The sequence below is a fragment of the Kribbella sp. NPDC048928 genome, assembly GCF_043197975.1.
In the GTDB taxonomy this organism is placed as follows: domain Bacteria; phylum Actinomycetota; class Actinomycetes; order Propionibacteriales; family Kribbellaceae; genus Kribbella.
Window position 1 is genome coordinate 1112548 of record NZ_JBICUC010000001.1, and the last position, 26763, is coordinate 1139310.

Consider the following 26763-nt stretch of genomic DNA (forward strand, 5'->3'; position numbering starts at 1 on the left):
GCTTATAGCGCACAACTCAGGTGAAGTGTGTTACAAGTCTGACCCGAAAATGTTTCAGTTTTTGCTCGGTGGAACGTCTAGGGCCAAGTGACTTGGGGGACTTGTTCGCTGGCTACTCGGATTTGTAGTTCGGCTCGGATTGTTGGGTGCAGGCCGGCGACGTCGACGAGGAGGTCTGCTTGCTGGTCGGCGGCGAGGCGTACGACGCATTCGGCGACCAGGGCGGCCCAGAGTGGGTCGCGGCGGGGTTCCTGTGTTCCGAGCAGGTGGATCACGAGCGCATCGAGAGGTTCGAGGTCCAGCCACTCGCCCGGTGGCGCATCGGAAGTCGCTGCGCGGTCGATCCAGCGGACAGTGGCCGAGGTCGAGTCGCCGGTCATTTCCTGAGCGGACGGAGCGGCTCGGGCAGACGGAGCCGCTGGAGCGGGCGGCTCCACCTCGTCCGGCACCTGTTCAGTGGGCCGTGGAGTGCCGGTGGTCAGCGACAGCGTGATCGGCGTACGCCGGGGGCTGCCGGTGAGCTGCAGCCTCGCCTCGGACTGGACGACCGGGCCGAGCGCGTCGAGCGAATGCGCCACGAAGTAGCCGTCGGGCGCCTGAGCCACGATCCGCGACAGCGGACCGCTCAGACTGATCCCCCGCGCACCGTCGTGCAACTCGGTGAAGAGGATGCGGGCGTGCGGGAACTGGCCGCGCAGGATGCCGAGCGCGTTGGCGCTCAGGACCGGCGTCAGGACGATGTTCGCGGTCGGCGGCGCGGACCTCATGTCGATCACCGCGTACCCAGGACCGAGCATCTCACTCAGCTCGGCCCGCGCCTGCTTCGACAACGGCATGGCCGCCACCACCAGCACTGCCGGGCCGGCGTCCTGGCCCGGCTCCGACCCAGCCGTCTCCTCGAACGCTTCCGCCACCGGCCGCTCCCCTCGGTAGGTCTCAGACCGCAGAGCCTATCCGCTACCTGAATCTGAATTATTAACTTCAAAAACAGGAAGCATCTGAGTTAGTCTCCTGTCATGATCTTCGTTCTGGTTCACGGCGCATGGCACGGACCGTCGGCCTGGGATCGGGTCGTACCGCTGCTCCACGCCGCAGGCGCGCACACGGTGACCCCTGACCTCGGCACCCACCCCGACCGCGGACTCCACGACGACGCCGCGACCGTCATCGCCACCCTCGACAACCTCACAGGCGACGACGAGGTCGTCCTGGTAGGACACAGCTACGCGGGCCTGGTGGTACGAGAGGCAGCGGACGCACGTCCGGATCGCGTGCGCCAGGTCGTCCTGATCGACGGATGGGCAGGTCCGGACGGCGCGAGCCTTTTCGACCTTGCGCCGGACAGCTTCGAGGAGGCCGTACGCGCTGCCGCCGCCCGAATCGGCGACGGATCACCGGTCCCCGCGCCGCCGCCGGCAGCGTTCGGAGTCGTCAATCCAGCCGACGCGGCCTGGCTGACCGAGCGCCTGGTGGCGCAGCCGTTGCGGACGTTCGCCGAGTCGACCCGGCTGAGCCCCGCCGTCGCCGACATCCCCGGAGTGGCGATCTGCTGCACGCCACCGACGTACGACTTCGCCAGCTTCGGGCAGTCGGCCGGCTATCGCACCGTCCCGATCGAAGGCGCGCACAACATCATGCTCACCGACCCTGCACAGCTCACGCAGTCGTTGCTGACGACCAGTGGGTTCCTTCAAGAACAGGAAGTCCCAGGTTTACGATGATGAAGTGGAGCAGCGAACGTACAACCAGTACTGCGCAACGGCGCGGACCCTCGATCTCGTCGGCGAGCGCTGGACGCTCCTGCTGATTCGCGAACTCCTGACCGGACCGCGGCGGTTCAGCGATCTACAGGCAAGTCTCCGCGGCCTGGGCACCGGGTTGCTCGCCGCGCGGCTGAAGCACCTCGAGCGGGAGGGGCTGGCCTGCAAAACCACTCTGCCGGCACCTGCCCGTACGGCGGCGTACGCGCTGACGCCCGCGGGCGCGGAGCTCGGCCCGGTCGTCCTGCACCTGGCACGCTGGGGCCTTAAGTGGGCAATGGGCGAACGCCGGCCCGAGGAGACGTTCCATCCCGGATGGGCCGTGCTCGGCCTCGAGGCGTGTTTCGATCCACAGAAGGCGGCCGACCTCACCGCGGTATACGAGTTCCGGGTGGGTGACGAGGTCCTGCACGCGGTGGTCGAGGCCGGCACGATCGCTGCGCAGCACGGGCCCGCGCAGCGCCCCGACGCGACCATCACGATCGGCGAGGACGACTTCGTTCGCTTGACCGGCGGCAACTTCACCCTCGCCGACGCGATCAAGACCGGCGCCGCGTCGGCCACCGGCGACCGGACCGCGCTGCGCAGGCTGAAAGGCCTGTTCCGCCTGCCCACTCCCGAGGACAGGGCTCAGCCGAAGCTGTAGGTGAAGGCGGAGATGCCGGGCGTGTAGGTGAGGGTCATGGTGCTGCGCTGGGCTGTGGGCACGTCGACGAGCTTGTAGGCGTTCGGCGTGCCGTCGACCGTGATGGTGCGGTCGGGTTGGCCCGGGATCGACACGGTGACGGTGCCGTGGCCGGAAAGGACGTGGTAGACCTTGGCGGCCTTGAAATTCAGGCGTGCTTGCGATCCCGTCGTCGAGGTCACGCTCTGGGTGCCGACGGTCCAGTTGCCGCCGAGGCTGAAGGTGTCGTCGGGCTGATACGTGTTCAGGGTGAAGGCCGTCGGCGTCTCCCGCGGCACCAGCGCGCCAGTGCCCTTGAAGTTCTCCGAACGCGAGTAGCCGAGGTACGTCTCCGGCGTCAGGCCCTTGCCCGCGACATCGGCCTTGACGGTGCCGTCCACCGCGGCCGGCAGCTGGGCGCCCGGATTCGCCTGGGTCAGCAGTTTGCGCAACTGGTCCTCGGTCTGGGCGTACGAACCTTCACCGAACTTGATCGACCGGACGACGCCCTGCGTATCGATCAGGTACCGCGCCGGCCAGTACTGGTTCCGGTACGCCGTCCAGGTCGCAAGATTGTTGTCCTGGGCAACCGGATAGCCGATGCCCTCGGTCCGGATTGCGGCACCGAGATTGCCGGCGTCCTTCTCGAACGCGAACTCCGGCGAGTGCACCCCGATGATCTCCAGACCGGCCGCCCGGTACGCCTTGTCCCAGGCGATCAGGTGCGGCGCGGCGCGCTGGCAGTTGATGCACGAGTACGCCCAGAAGTCGACCAGGACCACCTTGCCCTTGAGCGCCGACAGTTCTACCGGCTTCCCACCGGGCGTGTTGAACCACTTCTGCGTCCCGCGGATCGCCGGCGCCGCACCGCACTCGGCGAGCTCGGCGGCACCCGGTGTGCACTTCGAGAGCTCTGTCGAGGCATCGCCGATCGCAGGGGCCAGCGCGCCCTGGACCGTCTTGTTCTCCGCGACCTTCTGCTCGAGGCCGCTCGTGTACGACGGCAACGACCGCTGGATCACGTCGGTGATGTTGAAGGCCAGCGCGACGGCGAGCACCAGCATCACCACACCGCCCGCGATCCGGAACCCCCGCGCCCGCGTCCGGTACGCCTTCACGCGCTGCGCGATCCGCGAACCGGCCGACGCGAAGATCAGCAACGGCAACGCCGCACCGATCGCGAACGAAACCGTCAGTACGACCGTGCGCCAGCCGATCTGCCCGGTCGCGCCGGCCACGGTGATCGCGGCCAGTACGGGTCCCGCGCACGGCACGTACAGCGTGCCGAGGCCCAGTCCGAGGACGAACGCCCCACTGTCTTGGCGGTTGATCTTGGGCAGCCGGTAGAACGGCCGCTCGATCAGGTGCCCGAGCGCCGGGAAGATCAGGCCGAGTCCGACCAGGCCGAGCACGATCAGGCCCACCCAGCGGAGGAAGTCGTCGGGCAGCCCGAGCGCCGAGAGGATCACCGATCCGATCAGCGTGAACAGGCTGAAACTGACGATGATCCCGGCGATGATCTTCAGCGGCCGCCGGTCCCGGCGCCGCTTCGTCGCCGGTTCGGCGACCAGAACGTTGCCCTCGGCACGGGGCTGCCCTGCGGACGGCGACTCGTCGCGTCCGGTCGTACCGGCGAAGAAGATGATCGGCAGCATCGGTAAGACACACGGCGACACGCCGGTGATCAAGCCGCCGATCAGTCCGATGAAGGCGAGAGTGATCATGCGGCTTCTCCCAGGAAGAGACGGTGCTCGTGCAGACACCGTTCCTTCGCAGCCGACCGGTCGCTGGATGGGTCGGCGAGGATGAGAGGCTGTCGGACGGGTACCGGTGTTCCCACCAACCAACGCAGCCGTATCGGAGTTGCCCTGTGCAGCGATCACCATCGGTCGACGAAGCAGCCTGTACGACCGCTCTGGCCCAGCTGGGCACAGCCGACGGCCCTTCCGCGCTGTACGACGCCCTCGCCGGCACGGTGTACGGGCTCGCGCTGAGGCTCTGCGACAGTCCTGGTACGGCCGCGTCCGTCTGCGCCGCGGTCTTCGACTACGTGTGCCGCAACCAGGGTGAGTACGACCCGACCCGGATGACAGTCGCGCAGTGGGCGAGCCAGCTGACGCACCGGTTCGCGGTCCTGGCCAGCGGTGACGCCGCGTCAACCGCGCGGCGGGCCGGCGAGACCGTCGACTGCGGCAGCCTGACCGCGCCGCAGCGGGAGGATCTGGTCGATGCGTACTTCGGCGGGCTCACCTACCGCGAGATCGCGCGCCGGCGCGGCACCGCCCCGGACCAGATCGTGACCACCCTCCAGCGTTCCCTGCACCAACTCCTCGCCACAACCTGACGGTCCCGCACATCGCGAGGATGTGCGGGACCTCAGTGAACTATTCGCCGACCAGTTGGTCGTAGTGGGTGGTGATGGAGACGGTGTTCACTCCGTTGAGCACGACCGGGATCTTGCCGTACGACGTGATCGCGGTCGCGGCGCCGTTCGCCTTGCTCATCGCGTACTGGTTGCCGGACTGCGTGTCGTTGTCGACGGCGACGATCAGCGACCCGCCGCGGCTCCCACAGCCCTGCACGACCAAGGACTCGTACGCCGACCAGCCCGATGCGCGGATGCGCTTCATCACGGGCTTGGCCCCGGCAGCGACCGGGATGTGGGCGGTCCAGAGCGCACCGGCGTTCGTGGTCATCAGCAGCGTGTCGTACGTCGCCGTCTCGCTGATCACCGTCATCGTCTTGAACCCGCGGAAGCCTGCGAGCGGGCCGAGCGCGCGGAAGCCGGCACCGACGATCTGGTAGCGGTACAGGCTGCCGTTGGTGTTCAGGCCGTACAGGTACGCGTGCCGCGGAGCCGCGACGCTGTAGTTGGACGTGGCGATGGACTTGAAGCTCGTCCAGCCGGTCCCGACCTTCTTGAAGGTCGGTGCCCAGATGTTCGAGTCGCCGCCGTCACGCAGGTACGTCGTGTGCCGGTACAGGTTGGCGCCCTGAAGCAGCAGACCGTAGTAGTAGACCTGGGTGCCCGACGCGTTCACGGCGCCGTACCAGGTCGTGTCGGCCCGGGTGCCGACGAACTTGAACGGCGTGTCCTGAGCTGCCTCGACGTGACGGCCAGGCAGAGCCACTGTCTCCTGCGACATGCCGGCAGCCGTCGGCGACATGACGTCGCTGATGCACGGCTCACCGGCCTTGATCGTGTTCGGAGTGACGTTCTTGGCAAAGGCGTGCGGCTTCGGGTCGGCCTGACCGGTGGCGGCGGCCGGAATCGAAGCGACGGTGGCGGCCAGCAGGCCGGCACCGGCAAAGGCAAGCGCGACGCGCTTGAGCTTCATGGGTGTCCCCCTCAGAAAAAGAATCTCGCCCCCCGAGATCGCGCTGACTATAGCTGACGCGGACGACTCCTGACGACGAACTTGCAGCAAGCTGCAGAGGTGGATCTCCACGCAGGCAGAACCCCGGTCTACCGACCGGTAAGGGCCCGTTTCAGCGACTTCTGCCTGCCTGGGCGTCCGCCACCACAGTCCGCTTCTCGATCCGCTTCTGGGCGGCCTGGTCAAGGGTCAGGGGGACGACGCGTTGGACGAAGACGCCCGGGAGGTGGATCGCGTCCGGGTCGAGGGCGCCGGTCTCGACGACGCGCTCGGCCTCCACGATCGTCAAGCGGCCGGCCGTCGCGGCGATCGGGTTGAAGTTCCGCGCTGCCGCGTGGAAGACGCAGTTCCCGGCTCGATCGGCGACCGCCGCGCGAATCAGGGCGACGTCGGTGACGATCGCCTCCTCGAGCAGCATCTCTCGGCCCTGGATCGTCCGCACCTCCTTCGGCGGCGACGCGAGCGCCACCGTGCCGTCCGGCGCGTACCGCCAGGGCAGACCGCCGTCGGACACCAGCGTGCCGACGCCGGTCGGCGTGAAGAACGCCCCGATCCCGGCACCGCCCGCGCGCAGCCGTTCGGCGAGCGTGCCCTGCGGGGTCAGCTCGACCGTCAGTTCGCCCGCGAGGTACTGGCGCGCGAACTCCTTGTTCTCCCCCACGTACGACGCGATCACCCGGCTGATCCGCCCGCGCTCGAGGAGCAGGCCAAGACCCGCGCCGTCGACACCGCAGTTGTTCGACACGACGGTGAGGTCCCGCGCGCCCTGCTCGAGCAGCGCCTCGATCAGGAACCACGGGATCCCGGCCAGCCCGAACCCACCCACCGCGAGGCTCGCGCCGTCCGGAATGTCCGCAACCGACTGCGCCGCAGTGGCAACGACCTTGTCCAGGCTCATGCACTCGACGGTAGGCCGCCGCAACCGATAGGGAGAAATACCCGTATCCGCCCGATCAAGACTCTGCAAGTATGAATCGGTGGAGCTTCGTCATCTGCGGTACTTCGTCGCCGTCGCCGAGGAACGGCACTTCGGCCGCGCCGCGGCCCGCCTGCACATGGCCCAACCGCCGCTGTCGCAGCAGATCCGCCGGCTGGAGAGCGAGCTGGGCCTGCAACTCCTCCGCCGTACGACGAGACGCGTCGAGCTCACGCCGGCGGGCGAGGCGTACCTGCTCCGCGCGCGGCAGATCCTTGCCGCGGTGTCGTCAGCGGCCGGTGAGGCGCAGCGGGTCGCGGCCGGGCTGCAGGGGCGGCTGGTAATCGGGTGCGTCGGCTCCGCGACGTACAGCTTGCTGCCGCAACTGGTGCGGACGTTGCGCGAGGAGCTGCCCGAGGTCGAGGTCGCTGTCCAGGGCGAGATGCTCGCCCCGGATCAGGCACAGGCACTCGCGGACGGGCGGATCGATCTCGGGCTGCTGCGGCCGCCGGTCGACGACGAGTCGCTACGGGTCGACGTACTGCGGGCCGATCGGCTGATCGTCGCCGTGCCGGACGGGCATCGGCTGGCGAGCCGGCGGCGGATCCGGCTGCCGGAGCTGGCCGGCGAGGACTTCGTGATGCACGCGGGTGGTGGGCGTTCGGTGATGTACGACACCGTGCTCGCGCGCTGTCGTGAGGCCGGATTCGAGCCGCTGATCCGGCACGAGGTGTCGGAGACCTCCACGCTCGTCACGTTCGTCGCGGCCGGGCTCGGGATCGCGGTCGTACCGGAGCCGGTGAGCGAGTTGCTCGTACCGGGGATCGCTTATCGCGCGCTCACTGGCCCGGCGAGTGTCGAGTTGGCGGCCGCTACCCGGGCGGACGACGACGCGCCGCACCTGGCGCGGGCACTCGCTGTTCTCAAGGGCTTGGTTCGGTAGCTCGCAGGGTCAGGACGACCTCGTTGCGATGCAGGGTGAGGCTGCCGCCCGCAGCCTCGGCGCACCGGCGCGCGATGTCCAGGCCGAGACCGGTGGAGCCGCGGTCGCTCCGGCCGCGTTCGCCTGCACCCAAAGGGATTCCGGGACCGTTATCGGCGACAACGATTCGGATGATGCCGTCGTCTCGGGTCAGTGTGATGCGCGCCGGCGTCCCGTCGGGAGTGTGCGCGACGACGTTCTCCACCAGTGCATCCAGCGCGGCGCCGAGATCCTCGGCGGAGGACCGTACCGTCGCGGGCGCGTCCGGCAGGTCGAGCGCGAGCTCGCGGCCCTGGTCCTCGAACAGCGGCTCCCAGAACGCGGCCCGCTGCCGGGTCACCTCGACCGCGTCCGAGTGCGGCACGCGGCCCTCGCGCTGCGGCCGGCGCGCAGCGCTGATCACCGCGGTCAACGTCCGTTCGAGGCTGTTGACCTGGGTGTTGAGCTCCTCGGCGCGCTCCCGGTCGGGCAACGCCTCGACCTGCAGGCGGAGAGCGGTCAGCGGCGTCCGCAGGCGGTGCGAGAGGTCGGCGACCGCCTCGCGTTCGACCGCGATCACCTCGTCGATCCGGTCCGCCAGCCCGTTCAGCGCGGAGCCGACCTTCGCGACCTCGGCCGGGCCGGTGGTCGGCGCGCGGGCGTCCATGTCACCGCGGGCCAGGCGTTCCGCCGTACTCGCCGTCTCTTCCAGCGGTCGCGCGAGGCGGCGCGACACCAGTTCGGCGCCGGCGATGCTGAGCAGCAGTACGAGCAGGCTGCCGCCGACGAGGATCAGGATCCGCGGCACCACACCGTCGTACAGCTCGTCGGCGGTCAGGTAGAGACAGACGGACGCGGTGCCCTTCGGCGTACCGACACCGACGTCGACGGCCAGACCGCCGTCCACATCGCGATAGTCCGCGTCGCCGACCTTCGGCGGACCCTTCCGGTTGTCCGCGTCACTGTCGTCGCGCCCGTACCCCGACGGGAGAGTCTTCGGCGCCGGCACCCCGCCCGGCGGCGGATCGCCCAGCGTGGTGCCGTCGGGCGTCCGTACCGAGATCCGGCCCGGCGCGTCCGGGAGCCCGTTGATGTACGCCGTGATGTCGTCGTTCGTGTGGTCCTTGTCGCCGACGTAGTACGCCACAGTCTCGGCCCGGTTCCGCGCCTTGTCCTTGGACTCGCCGGCCGTCGAACTGCGCAGCAGGATCACCAGCGGTACTGCGAACGCGAGCACGACCAGCGTGGTCATGCCCACCGAGAGGAAGAGGATGCGCCGACGCATCAGCCGTCCAGGTCAGGTACGGCGAGCTTGATGCCGACGCCACGCACACTGTGCAGGAACCGCGGCGCGGCCGCCGTCTCGCCGAGCTTCCGCCGCAGCCAGGACAGGTGTACGTCGACGGTCCGGTCGCCACCGCCCCACGGCAGCCCCCAGACCTCCGCGAGCAGCTCCCGCTTGCTCACCACCGCCCCGGGACGTCGCGACAACGCCAGCAGCAGGTCGAACTCCTTGCGGGTCAGCTCCACCGCGGCCCCGTCCACCGTCACCTCACGGCTGCGCGGATCGATCCGCAGGCCGCCGACCTCGACCGTCGACTCGCCCTGCTGGTCCTGCCCGAGTCGCCGCAGTACGGCCCTGATCCGGGCATCCATCTGCGCGGCGCTGAACGGCTTGATCACATAGTCGTCCGCGCCGGCGTCGAGCAGCCGTACCACGCTCGCATCGTCGTCGCGCGCCGTCGCCACGATCACCGGCACGTCGCTGACTGCCCGAACCATCGCCAGCACGTCCCGCCCGTCCAGATCCGGGAGCCCCAGGTCGAGCAGCAGTACCTCGGGCTTCTCGCGCGCCACCGCCGCCACCCCGTCGGCGCCGGCCGCGACCGCAGAGACGACGTGCCCGGCCGCCGTCAGGGACCTGCCCAGCGACGCCCGGATCGCATCATCGTCCTCGACCAGCAGCACCCGCGCCATGAAACCGAGCGTAACCGCCGAAGCCCGCCCCGATCCTCAAGGCGCTGTTAAGCGGACCCCAGGCACTCACCAACGCTCGGTGGTAGGGCTCACGGGCGGACCCCCTCGCTCACCAATCGCCTGGATGGGCTCAGGGGGTGTCTTGCTGAGTGGCGGGGGTCCGGGGTGGCTTGAGTCCGGTGGTGCGTAGCTCCAGGCCGGCGAGATCGGCGATCACCTCGGCGTCGCCGTTGCGCCAGGCGGCGACCGGGTCGTCGGTGATCTTCGCGAGCTTGTGCATCGGCTGGTTCGCCATCGCCCGCAACGCGAACAGGTCCAGATCCGCCGCGTTGTCGATGAACTTCCGCGCCGCGGTCGCCCGCCGCGAGAACCGGATCCGCCGCGGCATCCAGATCAGTACGGCGAACAACACCGGCAACCCGATGGTCACCCCCGCGAGCACCAACGCCAACTGGTCCACCGCGTGCGCCTGGTCCCGACCCGCCTGTGCGAGCTTGCCCGCCGCACCCGCGGCCCCGTCGATCGGCGACCGCAACTGGTCCCCGACCGCCGGCACCTTCCCGATCGGCTCGGACATCTTCCGCAGCTCGCCGGCCAGCCCGTCGCCCGCCTCGGCCGCCTTCCGCCCCGGCTCCCCCAGGCCCTCGGTCATCCGGTGCACCAGCAGCCCCAACTCCACGCAGAGCCAGCACCACCCCACCAGGACCAGGTCGCCCACGACCTGCCCGACCCGCTGCGTACCAACGTCGGAGTAGACCTTCACGACACCCCGCCCTTCGCTAGCCGGCGCAAGGACAAGTACCCGGCATCGGGGACCGGCACGCCCTAAAGATTGCTGCGAAGGTTCCAGAGGAGGGGGTAGTAGCGCAGGTCCAACCGGCTGCGCAGGTAGTTGGCTCCTGAGGAACCCCCGGTGCCTGGCTTGGTGCCGATCATCCGTTCGACCATGACGACATGCCGGGCGCGCCAGGCGGCGGCGAGTTCGTCGTGCTGGAGGAGGGCCTCGGCGAGCTCCCAGATCGCGGCGTACTGCGAGCGGTCGCCGGCGACCTTGCGGAGCGCGTCCCGGATCGAGTCCTCCGAGTCCGTCCCGAAACCCGCTGCCCCCAGTACGTCGACGTACGCGTCCCACAGCGTCGGCTCCTCGAGGCGCCGGCGCAGCCGTTCCTTCTCGACGTCGGTCAGGCCGCGGAACCGGCGTACGAAGGAGGGGTCCTTGGCACCGGACAGGAACTCGATCTCGCGGAACTGCACCGACTGGAACCCCGACGCCGGGGACAACCGGTGCCGGAACTCCCCGAAGTCCTGCGGGGTCATCGTCTCCAGGATGTCCACCTGCTGCGTGAGCACCCGCTCGATCGTGTGCACCCGCCGCAGCAGGTGCTCGGCCAGCCACAGCTCACCGGCCAGCATCGCGTCCCGGGACGCGGTCAGCTCGTGCAGATTCTGCTTGAACCACAGCTCGTACACCTGGTGGATCGTGATGAACAGCAGCTCGTCGTGCGCCGGCGGCTCCGACTCCAGCCGCTGCTGGTCGAGCAGCTCGGTCAGCCTGAGGTAACTGCCGTACGTGAGCCGGCCGCCCTCCTCGCCGAAATGCACGTCGGACCCACCCCACTGCCCCGCAACCCCGTCACCAGTGCCCATGAGACGGAGACTAGCCGACGGTTCCGTGACTGGTCAGTCATTCGTTCGTTGTCACCTAGGTATGGGAGCCCCAGGACCCGCTGCGACGGAGTCGCGGCATTCAGCGCCGTACGCCGAAATCGAGGAGTTGCATGTCCGCCACGGTCGAAACGCCGATCGTCCCCGGTCCCGTTCAGGGGCCGACCCGGGAAGAACCGCTGATCGAGGCACTGCTGCTCGACGACTACCGGTCGCTGGTCCACCTCGCCTACCTGATCCTCCCGCCTTCGATCAGCCGGGCGAGGCGGGTGGCGGCCGCGCACGGAGTGGTGCAGCGGGCGCTGCCGCCGGGGCTGCCGCTGCCGTCCGAGCTCGTGCTCCCGTCGAGCCTGGTCGTACCGCTGGATGTCAGGGTTCCGGCGACGCGGCACCGGGAGTTCATGCGCCGCCGGGTCGTCGACGAGGCGACCCGGCAGGCGGAGCGCCGGCCGCTCTTCGCGCGGCTCGGCAGCGTCCTCGCACCGGCCGACGAGCTCGGTTTCGACCCGTGCAGCACCCGCCCCGACCGGACCGCGATCGCCCGCCGCCGCGCCCGCGGCCGCCGCTTCGCGATCGCCTGCACCCTCCTCACCACCGCCGCGATCCTCACCACCCTCCTGCACTTCTGATCCGCCGTTCGGCTCTTGACGCGCCGCTAGGCGGCGCCTACGGTCAGTGACATCCTCTTCCTACCGCCCCAGGGAGATCTGTGATGTCCGTTGGAATCGTTTCCAGCCTCGCCCTGTTACTCGCACCCCTCGGCGCACCAGCACCGCCAGCGCCGGCCGAGACCCCACCGGTGAACATGACGACCCAGGCAACGATCTGCAACAAGTACTGCGACGCGCGCGACCCGGCCCTGGCCACGAAAGACCGAACGCCGGTCTCCGGCACGTTGTTCGGCCGGACGATCAGGCTGCACTTCGACGACGACGCCGCGATGGGTTGGGCCTCGATCGAGAACGGCAGCCCCGGCGACGAGGTGTGGCTGGACCGCTCGATGGACGGCGGCCGTACGTGGTCCGCCGGCAGCCGCCTCGGCAACACCGCGATCCCAGCGGGACAGAACGGCTGGCGTACGCAGCAGTACAACGTCGACGACTGGAACAACCTCGGCGTCGGCGCCCTCCGCGCCTGCGGCAAGGCCGGCGACCGCGCCGACATCGCGTGCACCTCCTGGGCCCGTACAACCTGGAACGCATGGGATCGCCGGACGGCGGCCGCGACCGCGCTGATGCAGGACTACAACCTGTCCACCGGCCTGTTCGACACCACCGGCTGGTGGAACTCGGCGAATGCGCTGAACGCGTTGATCGACAACATGCGGGTCAGCGGGATGACCAGCTACCAGTACGCGATCGGCAAGACGTACGACCTGAACCTGAACCAGTTCGAGGGCCAGTTCCGCAACGACTACATCGACGACACCGGGTGGTGGGGGCTTGCGTGGGTCGCGGCGTACGACCTGACCGGTGATGCGCGGTACCTGCAGACCGCCCGCGCCGACGCGGACCACATGGCCGCGTACTGGGACAACACCTGCGGTGGCGGCGTCTGGTGGAGCGAGGCGAAGACGTACAAGAACGCGATCTCGAACTCGCTCTACATCCAGCTGAACGCACAGCTGCACACGCGGATCGGCGGCGACTCGACGTACCTGCAACGCGCGCAGGCCGGGTGGACGTGGTTCCAGCAGACCGGGATGATCAACGGCTCGCAGCTGGTGAACGACGGCATCGACCTGTCCACGTGCAAGAACAACGGCCAGACTGCGTGGACGTACAACCAGGGCGTGCTGATCGGCGCGCTCACCGAGTTGTCGAAGGCAACCAACAACTCGGCGTACCTGACCAGCGCCCGGCAGCTCGCGGACGCGTCGACGACCGCCGCGTCGCTGCACACCGCGGACGGCATCCTCCGCGAACCGTGCGAGGACGGCGACTGCGGCGGCGACGGGCCGTCATTCAAGGGCGCGCACGTCCGCGGCCTCGGAAAACTCGACGCTGCCCTTTCGGACCATCCGTACACGTCGTACCTGCAACGCCAGGCCGACCGCGCGTACGCCGCCGACCGGACCCCGATGGACCAGTACGGCCTGCGCTGGTCCGGCCCCGTCGACAAACTCGACGCCGCCCGCCAGCAATCCGCCCTCGACCTGATGAACACGGTCTGAGAGGGCGTCCGAGGACCCACCGCCGTCGCGAGCAGGTGCTCGGCGGAGTGCCTCGCAGTAGGCGGTGGGTCCTCGGACGCTCTCAAATGCAGGTTCGGTCCAAGGCGCGTCCATCGGGGATCCAGAGCGGGTCCAGACCGGTCTGAGTGCGGCTGAAAGTGTCCTCTGCGGGTGCCAGGGTTGAGGTCACGAGCAGGCAGACCGGTCGGCTCGTGTCCCTGGGGGTGAGCCGGTGCCGGATCCGATTGTCGACGAGTTGCGAAGGCTGGCCGGTCCGGACCTCTACCGCCGGAACGCCTTTCGGGTCAGCGGCCTGCTCGCCGACTCCGACGCCCGCACGACGCGGCAGGTCGCGCAACGGCTGCGCGCGGCGCTGGAGGTCGGTGCGGACATCGACCTCGGTACGGCGACCTCACGCGACCCGCACGAGATCCAGGCGGCCTGCGACCTGATCCTCGGCGACCCGCGCCGGCGCCTCGTCCACGAGATGTTCGCCCCGTGGGGCAACGACGTCTCCAAGTGCGGCTGCACCGCCGCCGTACACCAGAATCATGACGCCGCGGTCGCCGCGCACAGCGACGCCATCGCCCGCGAGCAGGACAGCGGTACGCCGGATGCCGAGTGGCGGCGCGCCTGGCAGTCCTGGTCCAAGGTCGTCGGTGCCACCGCGGCCCACCTGGAGTCGAGGGTTCGTTCGCTCGACGACCGCCAGCTCGACGGTGCGGCCGTGACCGGGATCCAGCGCGAACTGCCGCGGACGCTCGTGCAACCGGCCGTCGACCTCGCCGCCACCGGCCGGGTCTTCCGGGCCGAGACGCTCGTCAAGGTGGCCCGGAAGTTCCCCCAGGCAGAGCAATTGCACCGGCGCCTGCTCGAGACGGCCGTCGCCCCGTTGTACGAGGACCTGGAGGAACGCCGTACCGACCTCGGCCGCCGGATCGGCGACGAGCCGGCCGACGGGATCGTCGCCGAGATCCAGATCGACCTGCTGCCGAAGCTGCAACGCCTGGACGCGCTGCTCCCGCCGAAGGAGAACCACCGAACCTCGGCGCTGCACGACCAGGTCGCCATCTTGCTCAACAACTGCGCCGTCGACCTGATGAACAACGGCCAGGACGGCGACGGCCGCGTCGAGGCCTGGCTCGACCTGGCGACGGAACTGGCGATCGACCAGCGCGAGCACGACCTGATCAACGAGAACCGGGACGCGTTCCTCGAGACCCAGAAGGCGATCCGGGACTTCCGCGCCCGCGTCCTCACCATCCACCGCACCCAGGGCAAGGGCGCCGCGCAGCGCCTGCTGCGGAACGTCCGCCGTGAAAGCACCTCACCCAGCGTGCGCGCGGAGATCGACCAGATGCTCGCCGAGATCTCGAACGGGACGTTCGGCCGCAAGCATTCCGCGACCGCTCCGACCCGGAATCAGACGCAGGTGCAGGACAAACGCCGGCCTGCCGCCCAGAAGCAGAAGAAGCGCAAGCCACAGCCCGCGCCGCGGCCGGTCTCGCCGCCGGTGTCCCCGCGGACCCGTCGCCGGCGCAGGATCACGGCCTTCGTACTGGTGCTCGCCCTGATCGCGCTCGGCGCGTGGCACTGGTGGCCGCGGAAGGTCAACGTCTTCAACGAGAAGATCGTCGACAACACGCCCGTCGGGACCTGCCTGGGCAAGCAGGACAGCGACTGGCTGAACAAGCCGACCGCGCTCAACAAGGGCAACTGCGACGATCCGCACTGGGGCGAGGTGGTCGCGTACGTACCGATCACCAAGGTGCCCTCGACGTATCCGGGTGACGCGCAGGCGAACGCGCTCGCGTACTTCCGGTGCGGTGAGGCGCTCGCTCAGCAGCACCTGACGAACGCCGGCTACATCGTGAACGCGATCTACGCAGGCGCCAAGGACTGGAACAACGGGAAGAACAACACCGCGTACGAGAACTACGCGGCCTGCGTGGTCCATCGCGCCGACGGCATCGTGCTGACCGCCGGCGGGGTGACGAAACCCGATGCGCCGAAGAAGCCGGCCGCCGTACCGATGGCCTTGTTCGCCAGGAACATCAGCCAGAACGCACCGATCGGGACCTGCGTGCAGAACCTGCCGGACGGCCAGCTCACCGGCAACGTCGCAGTTGTCAGCTGCAGCGAGTGGCACTGGGCGCAGATCTTCGGCTACCCGACGATCTACCCCGCCGGCAAGCCGTGGCCGGGCGACAAGGCGGTCGTCGCGCAGGCCCAGAAGGTCTGTAAACAAGGGATTCCGAGGCTGCCCGGTTTCACCACCTGGTCCGGGTCGCCGGACCACAGCTGGTGGTCGGACCCGAAGCAGGTCAAGTACGCGTACTGCCTGGTACACCGCGCCGACGACAAGCCGTTCAAGGGAGCGCTCAAATGACCTGGGCCGGATTCCGCCAATGGCGGCAGCACAAGGCGTTCCGGATCGCCGCACCGAGCTGGTCGGGCGCCGCGTACGACGACCTCGACCGCTCACTGGCCGACCTGGATCGGTCGCTGGCCGATCTGCAGGCGCAACCTGCCGAGGACGCGGACGACGACTCGCTCGCGGAGGCGGCCACCAACCTGTGGCGAGCCCGCCGCAAACTTGCCCAAGGCAACGATGGTCAGGGTCGGCAGGCAGCGCGCTATCTGCGCGCCTGTGCCGACGCGCTGGCCGCGGCCGGGCTGACCGTCCAGGACCATGACGGCGAGCGCTTCGACGCCGGCCGCGCGGTCGACGTACTGCTCTACTCCGACGACCCGGAGGCAACGGTGGAGACCGTCGCCGAGACCGTACGGCCGGCCGTGTACCACCACGACCGGCAGCTTCAGACCGCCCAGGTGATCGTCGCCGTGCCGACGGACTCCGCGAAACGTGACGACAGCGAGGACAGCCATGCGTGACACCATCGACATCGGGATCGATCTCGGCACCACGAACAGTGCGATCGCCTTCGCCGAGGGCGACAACGTCACCGTGATCAAGAACGCCGAGAGCCAGGAGACCACGCCGTCGGCGATCTGGATGCCCAAGCCCGGCGAGGTCCGGGTCGGCGCCAAGGCCCGGATCCGCGCCGAGCGGGACCCGCGGAACACGGCGTCGGAGTTCAAGCTGGAGATGGGGCTCTCGGACGCGGTCCGGTCTTTCGAACGCGCCGGTGTCCAGCTGACGCCGCCGCAGCTGTCGGCCGAGGTGCTGAAGGCGCTGCGCGCGGACGCGACCCGCTTCCTGAACGAGGCGCCGACGGCGGCCGTCATCACGGTCCCGGCAGCGTTCGCCCTGAATCAGAACAAGGCAACCGTGGAGGCTGCGACGCTGGCCGGCTTCGTCCCCGGTTCTCCGCTGCTCCAGGAGCCGACCGCGGCCGCGTTCGCGTACGGACTGCAGGAGACCAGCGATCGCGCGTACTGGATGGTCTTCGACTTCGGCGGCGGGACCTTCGACGCCGCCGTGGTGAACAAGCGCGACGGTGAGCTGCGGGTGCTGAACCACGCCGGCGACCGGTACCTGGGCGGCAAGCTGATCGACTGGGCGCTGGTCGAGCGGGTGCTCGCGCCGGCCGCGGCGGCGGAGTTCGGGCTGCCGGAGTTCCAGCGCGACAACCCGCAGCACGAGTTCAACTTCACTCGGCTGAAGGCGGCCGCGGAGGAGGCGAAGATCGCGCTGTCGAGCATCGACTCGACGACGTTGCTCGTCGATCTGGACACTCCTGGCGGCCCGGAGACGTTCGACTTCACGCTCACGCGGGACGCCCTCGACCGGGTCGCCGAGCCGTACTACGTGCGTGCGATCAACCTGTGCCGGGAGGCGATCCGGGAGAACGGTCTGTCGGCGGACGCGATCGACAAGCTGCTCCTGGTCGGTGGCGTCACGCTCTCCCCCGGCCTGCGCGAGCGGCTCGCTGATCCGGCCGAGGGGATCGGCATCGAGCTCGAGACCCGGCTGGACCCGTCGACCGTGGTTGCCCGTGGTGCCGCGGTGTTCGCGAGCACGATCCGCCATCCGGCCCCGCTGACAGCGGCCCCGGAGCGCGGCGAGTTCGGCGTCGAACTGTCGTACGAACCGGCGATCACCACGGCGACCACCACCGTCGCCGGACGGCTGAGTGCGGGCCGCGACCTCGACTGGACCGGGTACTCGGTCGTCCTCGCGAACCCCGAAGGCCGGCCGCCGTTCCGGACCGCGAACATCACGCTGAACCGGGTCGGCGCGTTCGCCACCGAGGTGACGGTGGACGAGCTGCGGACGTCGCGCTTCACCATCGAGCTGATCGACCCGGCCGGCGCACCGCAGAAGCTGGTGCCGAGCACGTTCTCGATCACGCACCGCCGCGACGTCTTCGGCGGCGCCCGGCTCACGCACTCGCTCGGCATCCAGCTCGCCGACCAGACGTTCTCCCCGCTGCTCCGCAAGGGCGCCGGCGTACCGACAACGGCCAAGGACACGTTCCGTACGTCGAACACGCTGATGCGGCGCGACGACGAGGCCCTGCTCCGGATCCCTGTGGTGCAAGGCGAACGGCGGCGCGCGAACCGGAACCGCCCGGTCGGCGAGCTGACCATCAAGCCGGTCGACCTGCGGATGGACCTGCCGGTCGGGACCGAGGTCCAGGTCACCTTCGAGGTGGACGCGTCGAACCTGGTGACCGTGGTGGCCGACGTCCCGCTGATCGGCGCGCAGTTCGAGGCGGACATCGACCTCGGGTCGGTGAAGACGCCGTCCGCGGACGAGCTGACCCAGCAACTGGCCGAGGCCGAGGATCGGCTCGAGGTCCTGCAGCGGTCCGCGGACCTGCCGGAGGTGGACGAGCGGCTGCGGCGGCTGGAGGCCGAGGGAACGCTCGCGACGGTGCGGGAGCAGGTGCGCGCGGCGGCGACCGATGCGGGTGCGGCCGCGACGGCCGAGGACCGGCTGCGGGACTTCCAGGCGGACCTGGACGACATCGAGGATCTGGTGGCGCTGCCGCGCCGTACGCGCGAACTGCTCGATCTCCTCGCGGAGGCGGCGGAGTTGGTGCACGCGGCAGGTGCCGTACGGGACGAGCAGGAGCTGACCGCCCTGCGGGAAGCGGCCCAGCACGCCATCGACGAGCGCGACCTCAAGGGGATCGACGCGGTGACCGAGCGGGCCGAGATCTTCATGGCGCGGCTGTACCGGCGCCAGCCCGGCTGGCACGAGGCCGTGTACTGGGATGTCGTACGGCAGCCCGGCATCCTGCCGCCGACCGCCGAGGCCGACCGGCTGGTGCGTGAGGGTCGCGATGCGATCAACAAGCGTGACCAGCGGGAACTGGAACACGTCGTGCAGCAGATGATCCGCCTGCTCCCGCGCGACGAGCGGGACATCATCGTCGGGCTCACCAAATGACGGACCTCCGGCAGCAGGTCGCCGTCACCCGCGCCACCGAGCTCGCGCGCTCCGGGGACCTGGACGGTGCGGCCGCGCTCCTCACCGACGTGTCCGAGCCGTCCGCGCTCGACCTGCTGGCTCGGATCCGCGCCCAGCAGAAGCGTTGGACTGAAGCGGATGCGCTGTGGGCGCAGGTGCAGAAGACGGCGCCTGATGATGCGGCCGCGGCTGCCGGCCGGAGGACTGTTGCCGCAATCCGCAAGCATCGCCGGGCTGCGCGACCGGTGCTGCCGATCGTCGGCGCTGTGCTGCTGGTGGGTGCGGTAGTTGGCGGTGGTCTCGTTGCGGTTGAGCGCGGTACGGATACTCCTGCTGCCGAGCCTGTGGCGCAGCCGACGGCTACGACGACTCAGACTGTGGACACCGGGGCTGAGCAACGTGCGGCGGAGTTGGCTCGCCGGCTGGCTGAGATGGAGGCGCAGCGACGGGCGTCCGCTGCTGCGGTCGCCTCCAAGCTGGCCGCCCTTCAGCAACAGGCTGCTGGGCCTGGGGTGCAGGCGCAGCGCGGTACGAGTGTGGTTCGGGTGGTGTTCCTCGACGGCGTGTTCACAGCCGGCACCGACCTCAGCCCGTCGGGGCAGGCTGCTCTCGATGCTCTCGGCAAGCGGCTGCCGGGGATGAAGGCTTCGATCACGGTGACCGGGTTCTCCGTGGTCGTACCAGGTGGGAGCAGCTCAGGCGGCTCCCGTACGGCGTTGCTCCGGGCCCGGGTCGCGACGCAGCAGTTGAGTACGGCATCCGGGTTGCCGCTGACCGCGTTCACGATGCAGTCCGGCGACCAGGCGCATCCGCCGTACCGGACGGACACCAAGAACCGTACCGTCACGGTCACGCTGACGCCGCTGACCGAGGGGTGATGCCCTCTAATGCCATGATGACCGCATGGAGCTGAAGATGTCGGCGTCGTACGACGCCACCCCCGAGGAAGTGTTCGCGATCGTGACCGACCCGGCCTTCCGCGAGCAGGCCTGCGAGAAGACCAAGGCGCTGTCGTACGACGTGAAGGTCAGCGCGTCCGGCGGCGACACCGTGGTCCGGGTCAGCCGGAAAATGGAGGCCACCGACATCCCGGACATGGCGCGGAAGTTCGTCGGCGAGACGCTGACCGTCGTCCAGACCGAGACCTGGCACGCGGCCGCTGCGGACGGTTCGCGGACCGCGGACGTGGCCGGCGAGATCAGCAACACCCCGGTCACCCTGAAGGGCACCGCGCGGATCGCCGCCAACGGTGCGCAGACGGTTCAGGCGATCGACCTCGAGGTGAAGGTCGCGGTGCCGCTGATCGGCAAGAAGCTGGAGCCGTTCGTGGTGGACGCGATCCGCTCCGGGCTGCAGAAGGAGCACGACCTCGGGCACGAGTGGAGCGGCAAGTAGCCGTGTCGTTGCGGTAAGGACGACACCTCCGGTGGCAACCTGAAAGCAAGCGTTGCCCCGGAGGTGACTTGTCCCGATGCAAACTCCCCTGCGAACCAAACGACCCCACCCAGCGCCGGCCGCTGCGGAGGCGAGTGCGGCCGCGAGTGCGAGTGCGGCGCAGTACTGCGCGTTCTGCGCGACCGAGATGCCGTTCGAACGCATCGAGCCGTCCGACTACCAGATCGACGAGCCCGACGAGTGGATCTGCACCAAATGCGGCTCCGCCCTCCTGATAGACCCGCCCACCCAGGATCTGCACCACCACACAGCCTGACCCCACCTGCTCAGGGGTTGGCCTCTGACATGGTGGGTCCGCCGTCTGCACAGCAGTAGGCCAACCCACAAGCTCAGCGGTTAACCCCGGAGATGGACCGACCCACGGGTCAGGGGTTGTCGTTGGTGGGGTTTAGGGCGGCTTGCATGGTTGCGAGTACGGCGGGGTCCCAGGGGCCGGTGTTGGTCATGGGGAGCTCGGTCATGAAGCGGCGTTCGGGTTCGGGGATGGTCGCGACGACGAGGGCGGGGTTGTCGAGGACTGCGGCGTAGAGCCTGGGGCCGTCGGCGCTGAACAGGTCAGCTGCGACCAGGCGGCCGTCCTTCGTACGCATGATGTTGTCGGGGTTGTCGTCCAGGTGTGGCGCGAACCAGGGCAGCTCGCGCAGGCCACGGTCGTGGACCCGGCGTACGACATCTGCGAGGTCGGCGTACGCCGGTTCACGCGCCGCGAGCGCATGGTGGAACTCGGCTGCTTCGGCCGGGGCTGCCGGATCGAGCCATTCGAGGATCTGCAGATCCCCACCGCCAACCAGCCGCCGATGCGCGAACACCTCCGGCACCTGACGCGTGTATGCGGCCTCGCGGTACAACGCGACCGTGTACGGGCCGGCCGGATCGAACGGACTGATCCGCGCCGCGGTTCGCCCGTCCGGCGCCCGCAGCGCGATCGCCCAGTCCCCGGCCCCACAAGGAGTCCACCCGGCGTCTCGCAGTACTCGCTCAACCTCGCGATGATCCGCCGCCGGCGGCAGCTCCTCGTACGTCACGCCCCGGATCCAAGCAGCCTCAGAACGCCGACGCCACCCGATTTCCCGGGACCAAGCTGGGTCAGGCTTGGTGGGGGTAGTGGTAGTCGGTGGGTGGGGTGAAGGTTTCCTTCATCGAGCGGGGGGAGGCCCAGCGGATCAGGTTCCACATCGAGCCGGCCTTGTCGTTGGTGCCGGACGCGCGGGCGCCGCCGAACGGCTGCTGGCCGACGACCGCGCCGGTCGGCTTGTCGTTGACGTAGAAGTTGCCGGCCGCGAACCGCAGGTACTCGGCCGCCGCCGCGATCGCGTGCCGGTCCTGCGCGATGACCGCACCGGTCAGCCCGTACGGTGCCGAGTGCTCCATACCGCGCAGCACCGCGTCGTAGTCCGCGTCGTCGTACACGTGCACGCCGAGGATCGGGCCGAAGTACTCGGTGCTGAAGATCTCGTCGGCCGGATCCCCGGAGACGAGCAGCGTCGGGCGGACGAAGTACCCCTCGCTGTCGTCATAGGTGCCACCGGCAACGACATCGATCGAGGCCACCTCGCGGGCCCGGTCCAGCGCGGCCTTGTGCTTGGCGAACGCGCGGTCGTCGATCACCGCGCCGATGAAGTTCGACAGGTCGGTGACGTCGCCCATCGTGATCGACTCGGTCTCGGCGACGATGTCGTCCCGGATCCGGTCCCACACCGAACGCGGCACGTACGAACGCGACGCGGCCGAACACTTCTGGCCCTGGTACTCGAAGGCGCCGCGCACCATCGCGGTCTTCAGCACCGCGGGGTCCGCCGACGGGTGCGCGAGGATGAAGTCCTTGCCGCCGGTCTCGCCGACCAGCCGCGGGTACGTCTTGTACGAGGAGATGTTCGCGCCGACCGTCCCCCACAGCGAGTGGAACGTCTTCGTCGACCCGGTGAAGTGGATCCCGGCCAGGTCCGGATGCGTCAGCGCCGCCTTCGACACCTCGATGCCGTCGCCGGTGACCAGGTTGATCACGCCGGCCGGCAGGCCCGCGGCCTCGAGCAACCGCATCGTCCAGTGCGCCGCGAACTGCTGCGTCGGCGACGGCTTCCAGACGACGGTGTTGCCCATCAGCGCCGGCGCGGTCGGCAGGTTGCCGGCAATCGCGGTGAAGTTGAACGGGGTGATCGCGTAGACGAAGCCCTCGAGCGGCCGGTAGTCGACCCGGTTCCAGACGCCCGGCGACGAGATCGGCTGGTCGCTGACGATCTGCCGCGCGAACGCCACGTTGAACCGGAGGAAGTCGATGAACTCGCAGGCGGCGTCGATCTCGGCCTGCTGGACCGTCTTCGACTGGCCGAGCATGGTGGCCGCGTTCAGGGTGTCGCGCCACGGGCCGGCCAGCAGGTCGGCAGCCTTCAGGAAGATCGCGGCCCGGTCGTCGAAGGACAGCGAGCGCCAGGCCGGAGCCGCGGCCAGCGCCGCATCGACGGCGGCCCGGCCGTCGGCCTCGGTCGCGTTGCCGAGCGTGCCGAGTACGTGCGCGTGCTTGTGCGGCTGCACCACCTCGATCGGCGCCCCGCCGCCGAGCCGCTGCTCACCACCGATCGTGCAGGTCAGCTCGATCGCCCCACCCGCCACGAAGTCCTTCAGCTTCGCCTCCAGACTCGCCCGCTCCCCCGACCCGGGGGCATATCCCTTGACCGGTTCGTTGGCGGGCGTCGGAACGGCGGTAACGGCATCCATGCTGCAGGACTCCTCGATCATCGGATGGACCGGACTCGGCACGCCGGTACGGATGGCCTGACGTGACACCAGCATGGTGCCACGCGAACGACCCGGACCACGAACCAGACTGGTCTGATCCCGCCCAACCGCAGTCCGGGCTCGCTGCGCTACTTTCGCCAGGGCATGTGCTGGAGGGTCCAGGTGTTGCCGTCGGGGTCTGCGAACCAGGCGTAGAAGACGCCGCCGAGGTCCTCCGTGGGGCTGACCTCGACGCCGCGGGCGATCAGCTCCTGGCGGGCGGCCTCGATGTCCTTGACGACCAGGTGGAGGCCGCGCTGGCTGCCGGGAGCCATTTGCATCTGCGGCAGCCCGGTCGTCAGCGAGATCGAGCAGTACGAACCGGGCGGCGTGAGCTGCACAATCCGGACCCCGTCGGCGGGCGTGACGTCCACGTCGCAGACGAAGCCGGCCTGGTCGGTGTAGAACGCCTTGGCCCGGTCGACGTCCGCAACCGGGATCGGGACCAACTCGAGCAGGTAGGCCCCCGGCGTCACCGGCGCATGCCCAGGATCCACCGGAACCTCGGAGATGTCCGTCGGCACTTCCGTCCGCTCGCTCATGCCGACTTCTTCTTCGCGGCCTTCTTCGCCGGAGCTTTCTTGGCAGCGGCCTTCTTGGCGGGTGCCTTCTTCGCGGCGGCCTTCTTGGCCGGGGCCTTCTTCGCCGGCGCGGCATCGGAGCCGCCACCCGCACGCCGGGCCTTGGCGGCCTCGACCGAGGCGCGCAGCGCGGCGACCAGGTCGACGACCTCGGCGCCCTCGGTCTCTTCCTCGTCGGACTCCGGCAGCGGTACGCCCTCGGCCTTCGCCTCGACGACCTTCTCCAGCGCCACCCGGTACTCGTCGTGGTACTGGTCCGGGTCGAACTCGCCGCGCAGGGTGTCGATGTACGACGACGCCATCGCCTTCTCCTGGGACCGGATCTCGACGTCCTCCGGCGGCGCCGCGAACCCCTTGTCGCGGATCTCGTCCGGCCAGAGCATCACCTGCAGCACCAGCACGTCGTCCACGGTCCGGAGCAGACCCAGGCTCTCCCGGGAGCGCAGCGCGACCTTGACCAGTGCGTACAGCTCGGAGCCCTCGAGAGCGTCGCGGAGCAGCACGTACGGCTTCGCGCCCGGCCCGCCGTCAGCGGCCAGGTAGTACGACTTGCCGAGGTAGAGCGGGTCGACCTGGTCGGCCGGCACGAACTCGAGCACGTCGATGACCTTCTTGCTGGACAGCGGCAGGTCGGCGAAGTCGTCCGAGTCCAGCACCACCATCCGGCCGTCGGGCATCTCGTAGCCCTTGCCGATGTCGGAGTACGGCACCTCTTCGCCGTCGATCGAGCAGATCCGCTTGTACTTGATCCGGCCGCCGTCGGCGACGTGCACCTGACGGAACGAGATGTCCTTCTCCTCGGTCGCGGAGAACACCTTGATCGGGATCGTCACCATCCCGAACGAGATGGCCCCCTTCCAGATCGCCTGCATCGCCATCAGCTCCCGTCAGTTCGACCCATGGGCCTCTGCCGATCCCTGTGCCGATCCGTTGCGGCCCCGCGGCCCCTCCGCCGCGAGCAGATCGGGGATCTCCTGTGTCGCGTACCACATCAGGTCTTCACCCTCGCACGAATCCAGGGCGAACACAGCGTCGTCGTCGCCGGACTGGGCAGCGTCCCAGACATCGACCGCCTTGCCGATCACCGTCGTCGCCTGGGCGGTGTCCAGGTGCACCGACGCCACCGAGCGCCACGGGATGACCACGTGCAGCTCCAGGCGAGCGTCGCCGAGCTCCACGGACCCGTCCGCCGGCGGCACCGCGCTCACCTCGGCCGCGATCACCACACGTCTCCGGCTGGTACCCGGATCGGCGGCCAGCAGTCCGACCGAGGCCCGGGCCGCCTGCGCCATGGCGGCGAACTCCAGCTCCTCGTCGTCACCCTCGGAGTAGAACTCGCGGAGCGCGGGCGTAACGGCGTACACCGTCAGCGGCGCCGGGCCGACCTCGCCGGCATTGCACGCCGCGCTCAGCAGCCGCAGCGTGGATGGGACGTACACCCTCATGAGCCCGCCTTCTTGGTAGTACTGGTGCGGGGTTTCTTCCGGCCCCGGGAGGCCCGGTTCCGGCTGCCCTTGGTGGTGTCCAGCAGCTCGTCCAGCGCGTCGGTCACGCATTGGGCGAACACAGCGAGGTCCGGCATGGCGGTGCGGTCCGCATTCAGACCGTAGTACACCTTTCCGTCGTACGACGTGACGCCGACCGAGAGCCCTTGCCCGGGCATCAGCGGAACCACCGGGTACGACGCGAGCATCGGGGCGCCCTGCGCGTACAGCGGGAACTGCGGACCCGGGACGTTGGTGATCACCACGTCGTCGATCGGCCGGACCGTGGTGGTCGCGACCCGGGCCGCGAGGGCGTGCAGCGTGGTCGGGGCGAACCCGGCGATGCCGACCAGCGAGCGGGCGCTGACCGCGCGGCCGGTGTCCTTGTGCACCTTCGTCTGGTACGAGATCTGGTGCAGCCGCATGACAGGGGAGTTCTCCCCGACCGGCAGGTTGACGCTGGAGGCGATCACCCGGGAGCCGAGCGAGGTCGTCGGCTCCTCGTCCTCGTCGTCACGGATGCTGACCGGGACCACCGACCGGACGCTCCTGGTCGGGCCGACGCCCTCACCGCGGGTCATCATCCAGGCCCGGAACGCGCCCGCGACGACCGCGAGAATCACGTCGTTGACCGTGCCGCCGTGCGCCGCGCGGATGGTCCGGTAGTCCTCCAGGTCGGTCTGCACCGTGGTGAACCGCCGCTGACCGGACGTCTTGACGTGCAGCGAGCTCTCCTGGACGTGCCGCTGGGCGACCAGCGAGCCGACCACGTCGCCGATCACCTCACGGACCGAGCTGGAGCCGGTCAGGCTGGTCATCTCCGCGCGGGCGAGCTCGAGAACGGCGGACGGGTTCCGGGTGGCGTCGGCGAAGACGCCCGCGAGCAGCTCCAGCGCGGACGGTGGGTGGTCCGGCTGCCAGGTGTCGGTCGGCGTCTCCCGCGGGTGTGCGGTCGCGTCCAGCACCACCTGGCCGATGTCGACCGTGCTGTTGCCGTCGACAAGCGCCTGATGGGACTTGGCGATGATCGCGAACCGGTCGCCCTCGAGGCCCTCGACCAGGTACATCTCCCAGAGCGGGCGGGCCCGGTCGAGGCGCCGGGACATGATCCGGGCGACCAGCTCGAGCAGCTGCGCGTGCGTCCCCGGCCGGGGCAGCGCGGAGCGCCGGACGTGAAAAGTGATGTCGAACTCTTCGTCGTCCACCCAGACCGGCCCGGCGAACCGCCCGGGGATCTGCTGGACGCGCTGCCGGTACCGCGGCACGAACGCGATCCGATCCCGGATCAGGGCCACCAGGCTCTCGTAGTCGAACCCCTCGTCACCGTGCACCGGCGGCTCGAAGATGTCGACCGTGCCGACGTGCATCGGGGTCGCCGGCGACTCTGCCTTGAGGAAGGTGAGCTCGAGCGACGTCAGCCGGTCCGGCATGTCAGTCACCTTCCTCTCGGTTCGACGAATTCTCACCCTAGCGGGCCCCGCCGACAGTGGGCTGCAACACTGCTCGTACGGGAACACTGAGCTATCTGTGTTCGTCAAGCAAGGGGGTGTGTCATGCGCCCCGATCTGTCACCTGACCCCTTGAAAGGCTCCTGG

At 69.4% G+C, this 26763-nt stretch carries 26 protein-coding genes; 12 read left to right on the forward strand and 14 right to left on the reverse strand.

Annotated elements, in window-relative coordinates:
- Positions 1–77: 77 nt before the first annotated feature.
- Positions 78–914 (reverse strand): hypothetical protein, encoded by an 837-nt coding sequence (locus tag ACGFI6_RS05335; RefSeq protein ID WP_393115402.1) that lies wholly within the window; start codon positions 912–914, stop codon positions 78–80.
- 102 nt (positions 915–1016) lie between these two features.
- Between ACGFI6_RS05335 and ACGFI6_RS05340 the strand changes: the two genes are divergently transcribed.
- Both ACGFI6_RS05340 and ACGFI6_RS05345 read left to right on the forward strand, forming a co-directional pair.
- Entirely contained in the window at positions 1017–1721 is a 705-nt protein-coding gene (locus ACGFI6_RS05340; RefSeq protein ID WP_393115403.1) for an alpha/beta fold hydrolase, read from the forward strand.
- A gap of 4 nt (positions 1722–1725) precedes the next feature.
- Positions 1726–2406, forward strand: coding sequence for a winged helix-turn-helix transcriptional regulator (locus ACGFI6_RS05345; protein ID WP_393115404.1), 681 nt, complete (start codon positions 1726–1728; stop codon positions 2404–2406).
- Here ACGFI6_RS05345 and ACGFI6_RS05350 read toward each other — a convergent pair.
- Complete coding sequence (locus ACGFI6_RS05350) at positions 2391–4148, reverse strand: cytochrome c biogenesis protein CcdA (protein ID WP_393115405.1); 1758 nt, start codon at positions 4146–4148, stop codon at positions 2391–2393. The two genes, ACGFI6_RS05345 and ACGFI6_RS05350, sit on opposite strands and share 16 nt — an antisense overlap.
- Positions 4149–4294: 146 nt before the next feature.
- Between ACGFI6_RS05350 and ACGFI6_RS05355 the strand changes: the two genes are divergently transcribed.
- A complete protein-coding gene (locus ACGFI6_RS05355; protein ID WP_393115406.1) occupies positions 4295–4768 on the forward strand; it encodes a hypothetical protein in 474 nt (157 codons plus the stop codon).
- Positions 4769–4808: 40 nt separating this feature from the next.
- Here ACGFI6_RS05355 and ACGFI6_RS05360 read toward each other — a convergent pair whose 3' ends face one another.
- On the reverse strand, positions 4809–5762 hold the full coding sequence (locus ACGFI6_RS05360) for a hypothetical protein (protein ID WP_393115407.1): 954 nt from the start codon (positions 5760–5762) through the stop codon (positions 4809–4811).
- A 151-nt stretch (positions 5763–5913) separates the two neighbouring features.
- On the reverse strand, positions 5914–6693 hold the full coding sequence (locus ACGFI6_RS05365; protein WP_393115754.1) for a CoA transferase subunit A: 780 nt from the start codon (positions 6691–6693) through the stop codon (positions 5914–5916).
- Positions 6694–6778: 85 nt separating this feature from the next.
- Between ACGFI6_RS05365 and ACGFI6_RS05370 the strand changes: the two genes are divergently transcribed.
- On the forward strand, positions 6779–7660 hold the full coding sequence (locus ACGFI6_RS05370) for a LysR substrate-binding domain-containing protein (protein ID WP_393115408.1): 882 nt from the start codon (positions 6779–6781) through the stop codon (positions 7658–7660).
- Here ACGFI6_RS05370 and ACGFI6_RS05375 read toward each other — a convergent pair.
- The 4 genes from ACGFI6_RS05375 to ACGFI6_RS05390 form a co-directional block, all read right to left on the reverse strand.
- On the reverse strand, positions 7641–8963 hold the full coding sequence (locus tag ACGFI6_RS05375; protein WP_393115409.1) for a sensor histidine kinase: 1323 nt from the start codon (positions 8961–8963) through the stop codon (positions 7641–7643). The genes ACGFI6_RS05370 and ACGFI6_RS05375 overlap by 20 nt on opposite strands.
- A complete protein-coding gene (locus ACGFI6_RS05380) occupies positions 8963–9655 on the reverse strand; it encodes a response regulator transcription factor (RefSeq protein ID WP_393115410.1) in 693 nt (230 codons plus the stop codon). Before ACGFI6_RS05380 ends, ACGFI6_RS05375 begins: the two co-directional genes overlap by 1 nt.
- A gap of 130 nt (positions 9656–9785) precedes the next feature.
- The gene (locus ACGFI6_RS05385; protein ID WP_393115411.1) at positions 9786–10418 is read right to left on the reverse strand and encodes a hypothetical protein; all 633 of its coding nucleotides are present in this window, start codon (positions 10416–10418) and stop codon (positions 9786–9788) included.
- Between the two features lie 62 nt (positions 10419–10480).
- Positions 10481–11302: a tryptophan 2,3-dioxygenase gene (locus ACGFI6_RS05390; protein ID WP_393115412.1), complete on the reverse strand. Its 822-nt coding sequence runs from the start codon at positions 11300–11302 to the stop codon at positions 10481–10483.
- A 131-nt stretch (positions 11303–11433) separates the two neighbouring features.
- On the opposite strand from ACGFI6_RS05390, the gene ACGFI6_RS05395 reads away from it, so the two are divergent.
- The 8 genes from ACGFI6_RS05395 to ACGFI6_RS05430 all read left to right on the forward strand — a co-directional run bounded on the left by ACGFI6_RS05395 (position 11434) and on the right by ACGFI6_RS05430 (position 20584).
- Positions 11434–11949, forward strand: coding sequence for a hypothetical protein (locus ACGFI6_RS05395; protein ID WP_393115413.1), 516 nt, complete (start codon positions 11434–11436; stop codon positions 11947–11949).
- 83 nt (positions 11950–12032) lie between these two features.
- Positions 12033–13493: a glycoside hydrolase family 76 protein gene (locus ACGFI6_RS05400; protein WP_393115414.1), complete on the forward strand. Its 1461-nt coding sequence runs from the start codon at positions 12033–12035 to the stop codon at positions 13491–13493.
- A 232-nt stretch (positions 13494–13725) separates the two neighbouring features.
- On the forward strand, positions 13726–15882 hold the full coding sequence (locus ACGFI6_RS05405) for a hypothetical protein (protein WP_393115415.1): 2157 nt from the start codon (positions 13726–13728) through the stop codon (positions 15880–15882).
- Complete coding sequence (locus ACGFI6_RS05410) at positions 15879–16388, forward strand: hypothetical protein (protein WP_393115416.1); 510 nt, start codon at positions 15879–15881, stop codon at positions 16386–16388. Before ACGFI6_RS05405 ends, ACGFI6_RS05410 begins: the two co-directional genes overlap by 4 nt.
- Positions 16381–18852 carry an Hsp70 family protein gene (locus ACGFI6_RS05415; RefSeq protein ID WP_393115417.1) on the forward strand — a complete coding sequence of 824 codons (2472 nt, stop codon included), beginning with the start codon at positions 16381–16383 and terminating at the stop codon, positions 18850–18852. The genes ACGFI6_RS05410 and ACGFI6_RS05415 overlap by 8 nt, the downstream gene beginning before the upstream one ends.
- Positions 18849–19751: a hypothetical protein gene (locus ACGFI6_RS05420; protein WP_393115418.1), complete on the forward strand. Its 903-nt coding sequence runs from the start codon at positions 18849–18851 to the stop codon at positions 19749–19751. The genes ACGFI6_RS05415 and ACGFI6_RS05420 overlap by 4 nt, the downstream gene beginning before the upstream one ends.
- A gap of 25 nt (positions 19752–19776) precedes the next feature.
- Positions 19777–20268, forward strand: a complete 492-nt coding sequence (locus ACGFI6_RS05425; RefSeq protein WP_393115419.1) for a DUF2505 domain-containing protein — start codon at positions 19777–19779, stop codon at positions 20266–20268.
- Positions 20269–20344: 76 nt separating this feature from the next.
- Complete coding sequence (locus tag ACGFI6_RS05430; RefSeq protein WP_393115420.1) at positions 20345–20584, forward strand: hypothetical protein; 240 nt, start codon at positions 20345–20347, stop codon at positions 20582–20584.
- Between the two features lie 109 nt (positions 20585–20693).
- Here ACGFI6_RS05430 and ACGFI6_RS05435 read toward each other — a convergent pair whose 3' ends face one another.
- The 6 genes from ACGFI6_RS05435 to ACGFI6_RS05460 form a co-directional block, all read right to left on the reverse strand.
- Entirely contained in the window at positions 20694–21353 is a 660-nt protein-coding gene (locus ACGFI6_RS05435; protein ID WP_393115421.1) for a hypothetical protein, read from the reverse strand.
- A 61-nt stretch (positions 21354–21414) separates the two neighbouring features.
- Positions 21415–23118: an L-glutamate gamma-semialdehyde dehydrogenase gene (gene pruA, locus ACGFI6_RS05440; protein WP_393115422.1), complete on the reverse strand. Its 1704-nt coding sequence runs from the start codon at positions 23116–23118 to the stop codon at positions 21415–21417.
- Positions 23119–23192: 74 nt separating this feature from the next.
- Entirely contained in the window at positions 23193–23645 is a 453-nt protein-coding gene (locus tag ACGFI6_RS05445; protein WP_393115423.1) for a VOC family protein, read from the reverse strand.
- Positions 23642–24556: a Ku protein gene (locus tag ACGFI6_RS05450; protein ID WP_393115424.1), complete on the reverse strand. Its 915-nt coding sequence runs from the start codon at positions 24554–24556 to the stop codon at positions 23642–23644. Before ACGFI6_RS05450 ends, ACGFI6_RS05445 begins: the two co-directional genes overlap by 4 nt.
- A gap of 15 nt (positions 24557–24571) precedes the next feature.
- Positions 24572–25129, reverse strand: coding sequence for a DUF6912 family protein (locus ACGFI6_RS05455; RefSeq protein ID WP_393115425.1), 558 nt, complete (start codon positions 25127–25129; stop codon positions 24572–24574).
- Positions 25126–26598 (reverse strand): wax ester/triacylglycerol synthase family O-acyltransferase, encoded by a 1473-nt coding sequence (locus ACGFI6_RS05460; protein ID WP_393115426.1) that lies wholly within the window; start codon positions 26596–26598, stop codon positions 25126–25128. The genes ACGFI6_RS05455 and ACGFI6_RS05460 overlap by 4 nt, the downstream gene beginning before the upstream one ends.
- Positions 26599–26763 lie beyond the last annotated feature (165 nt).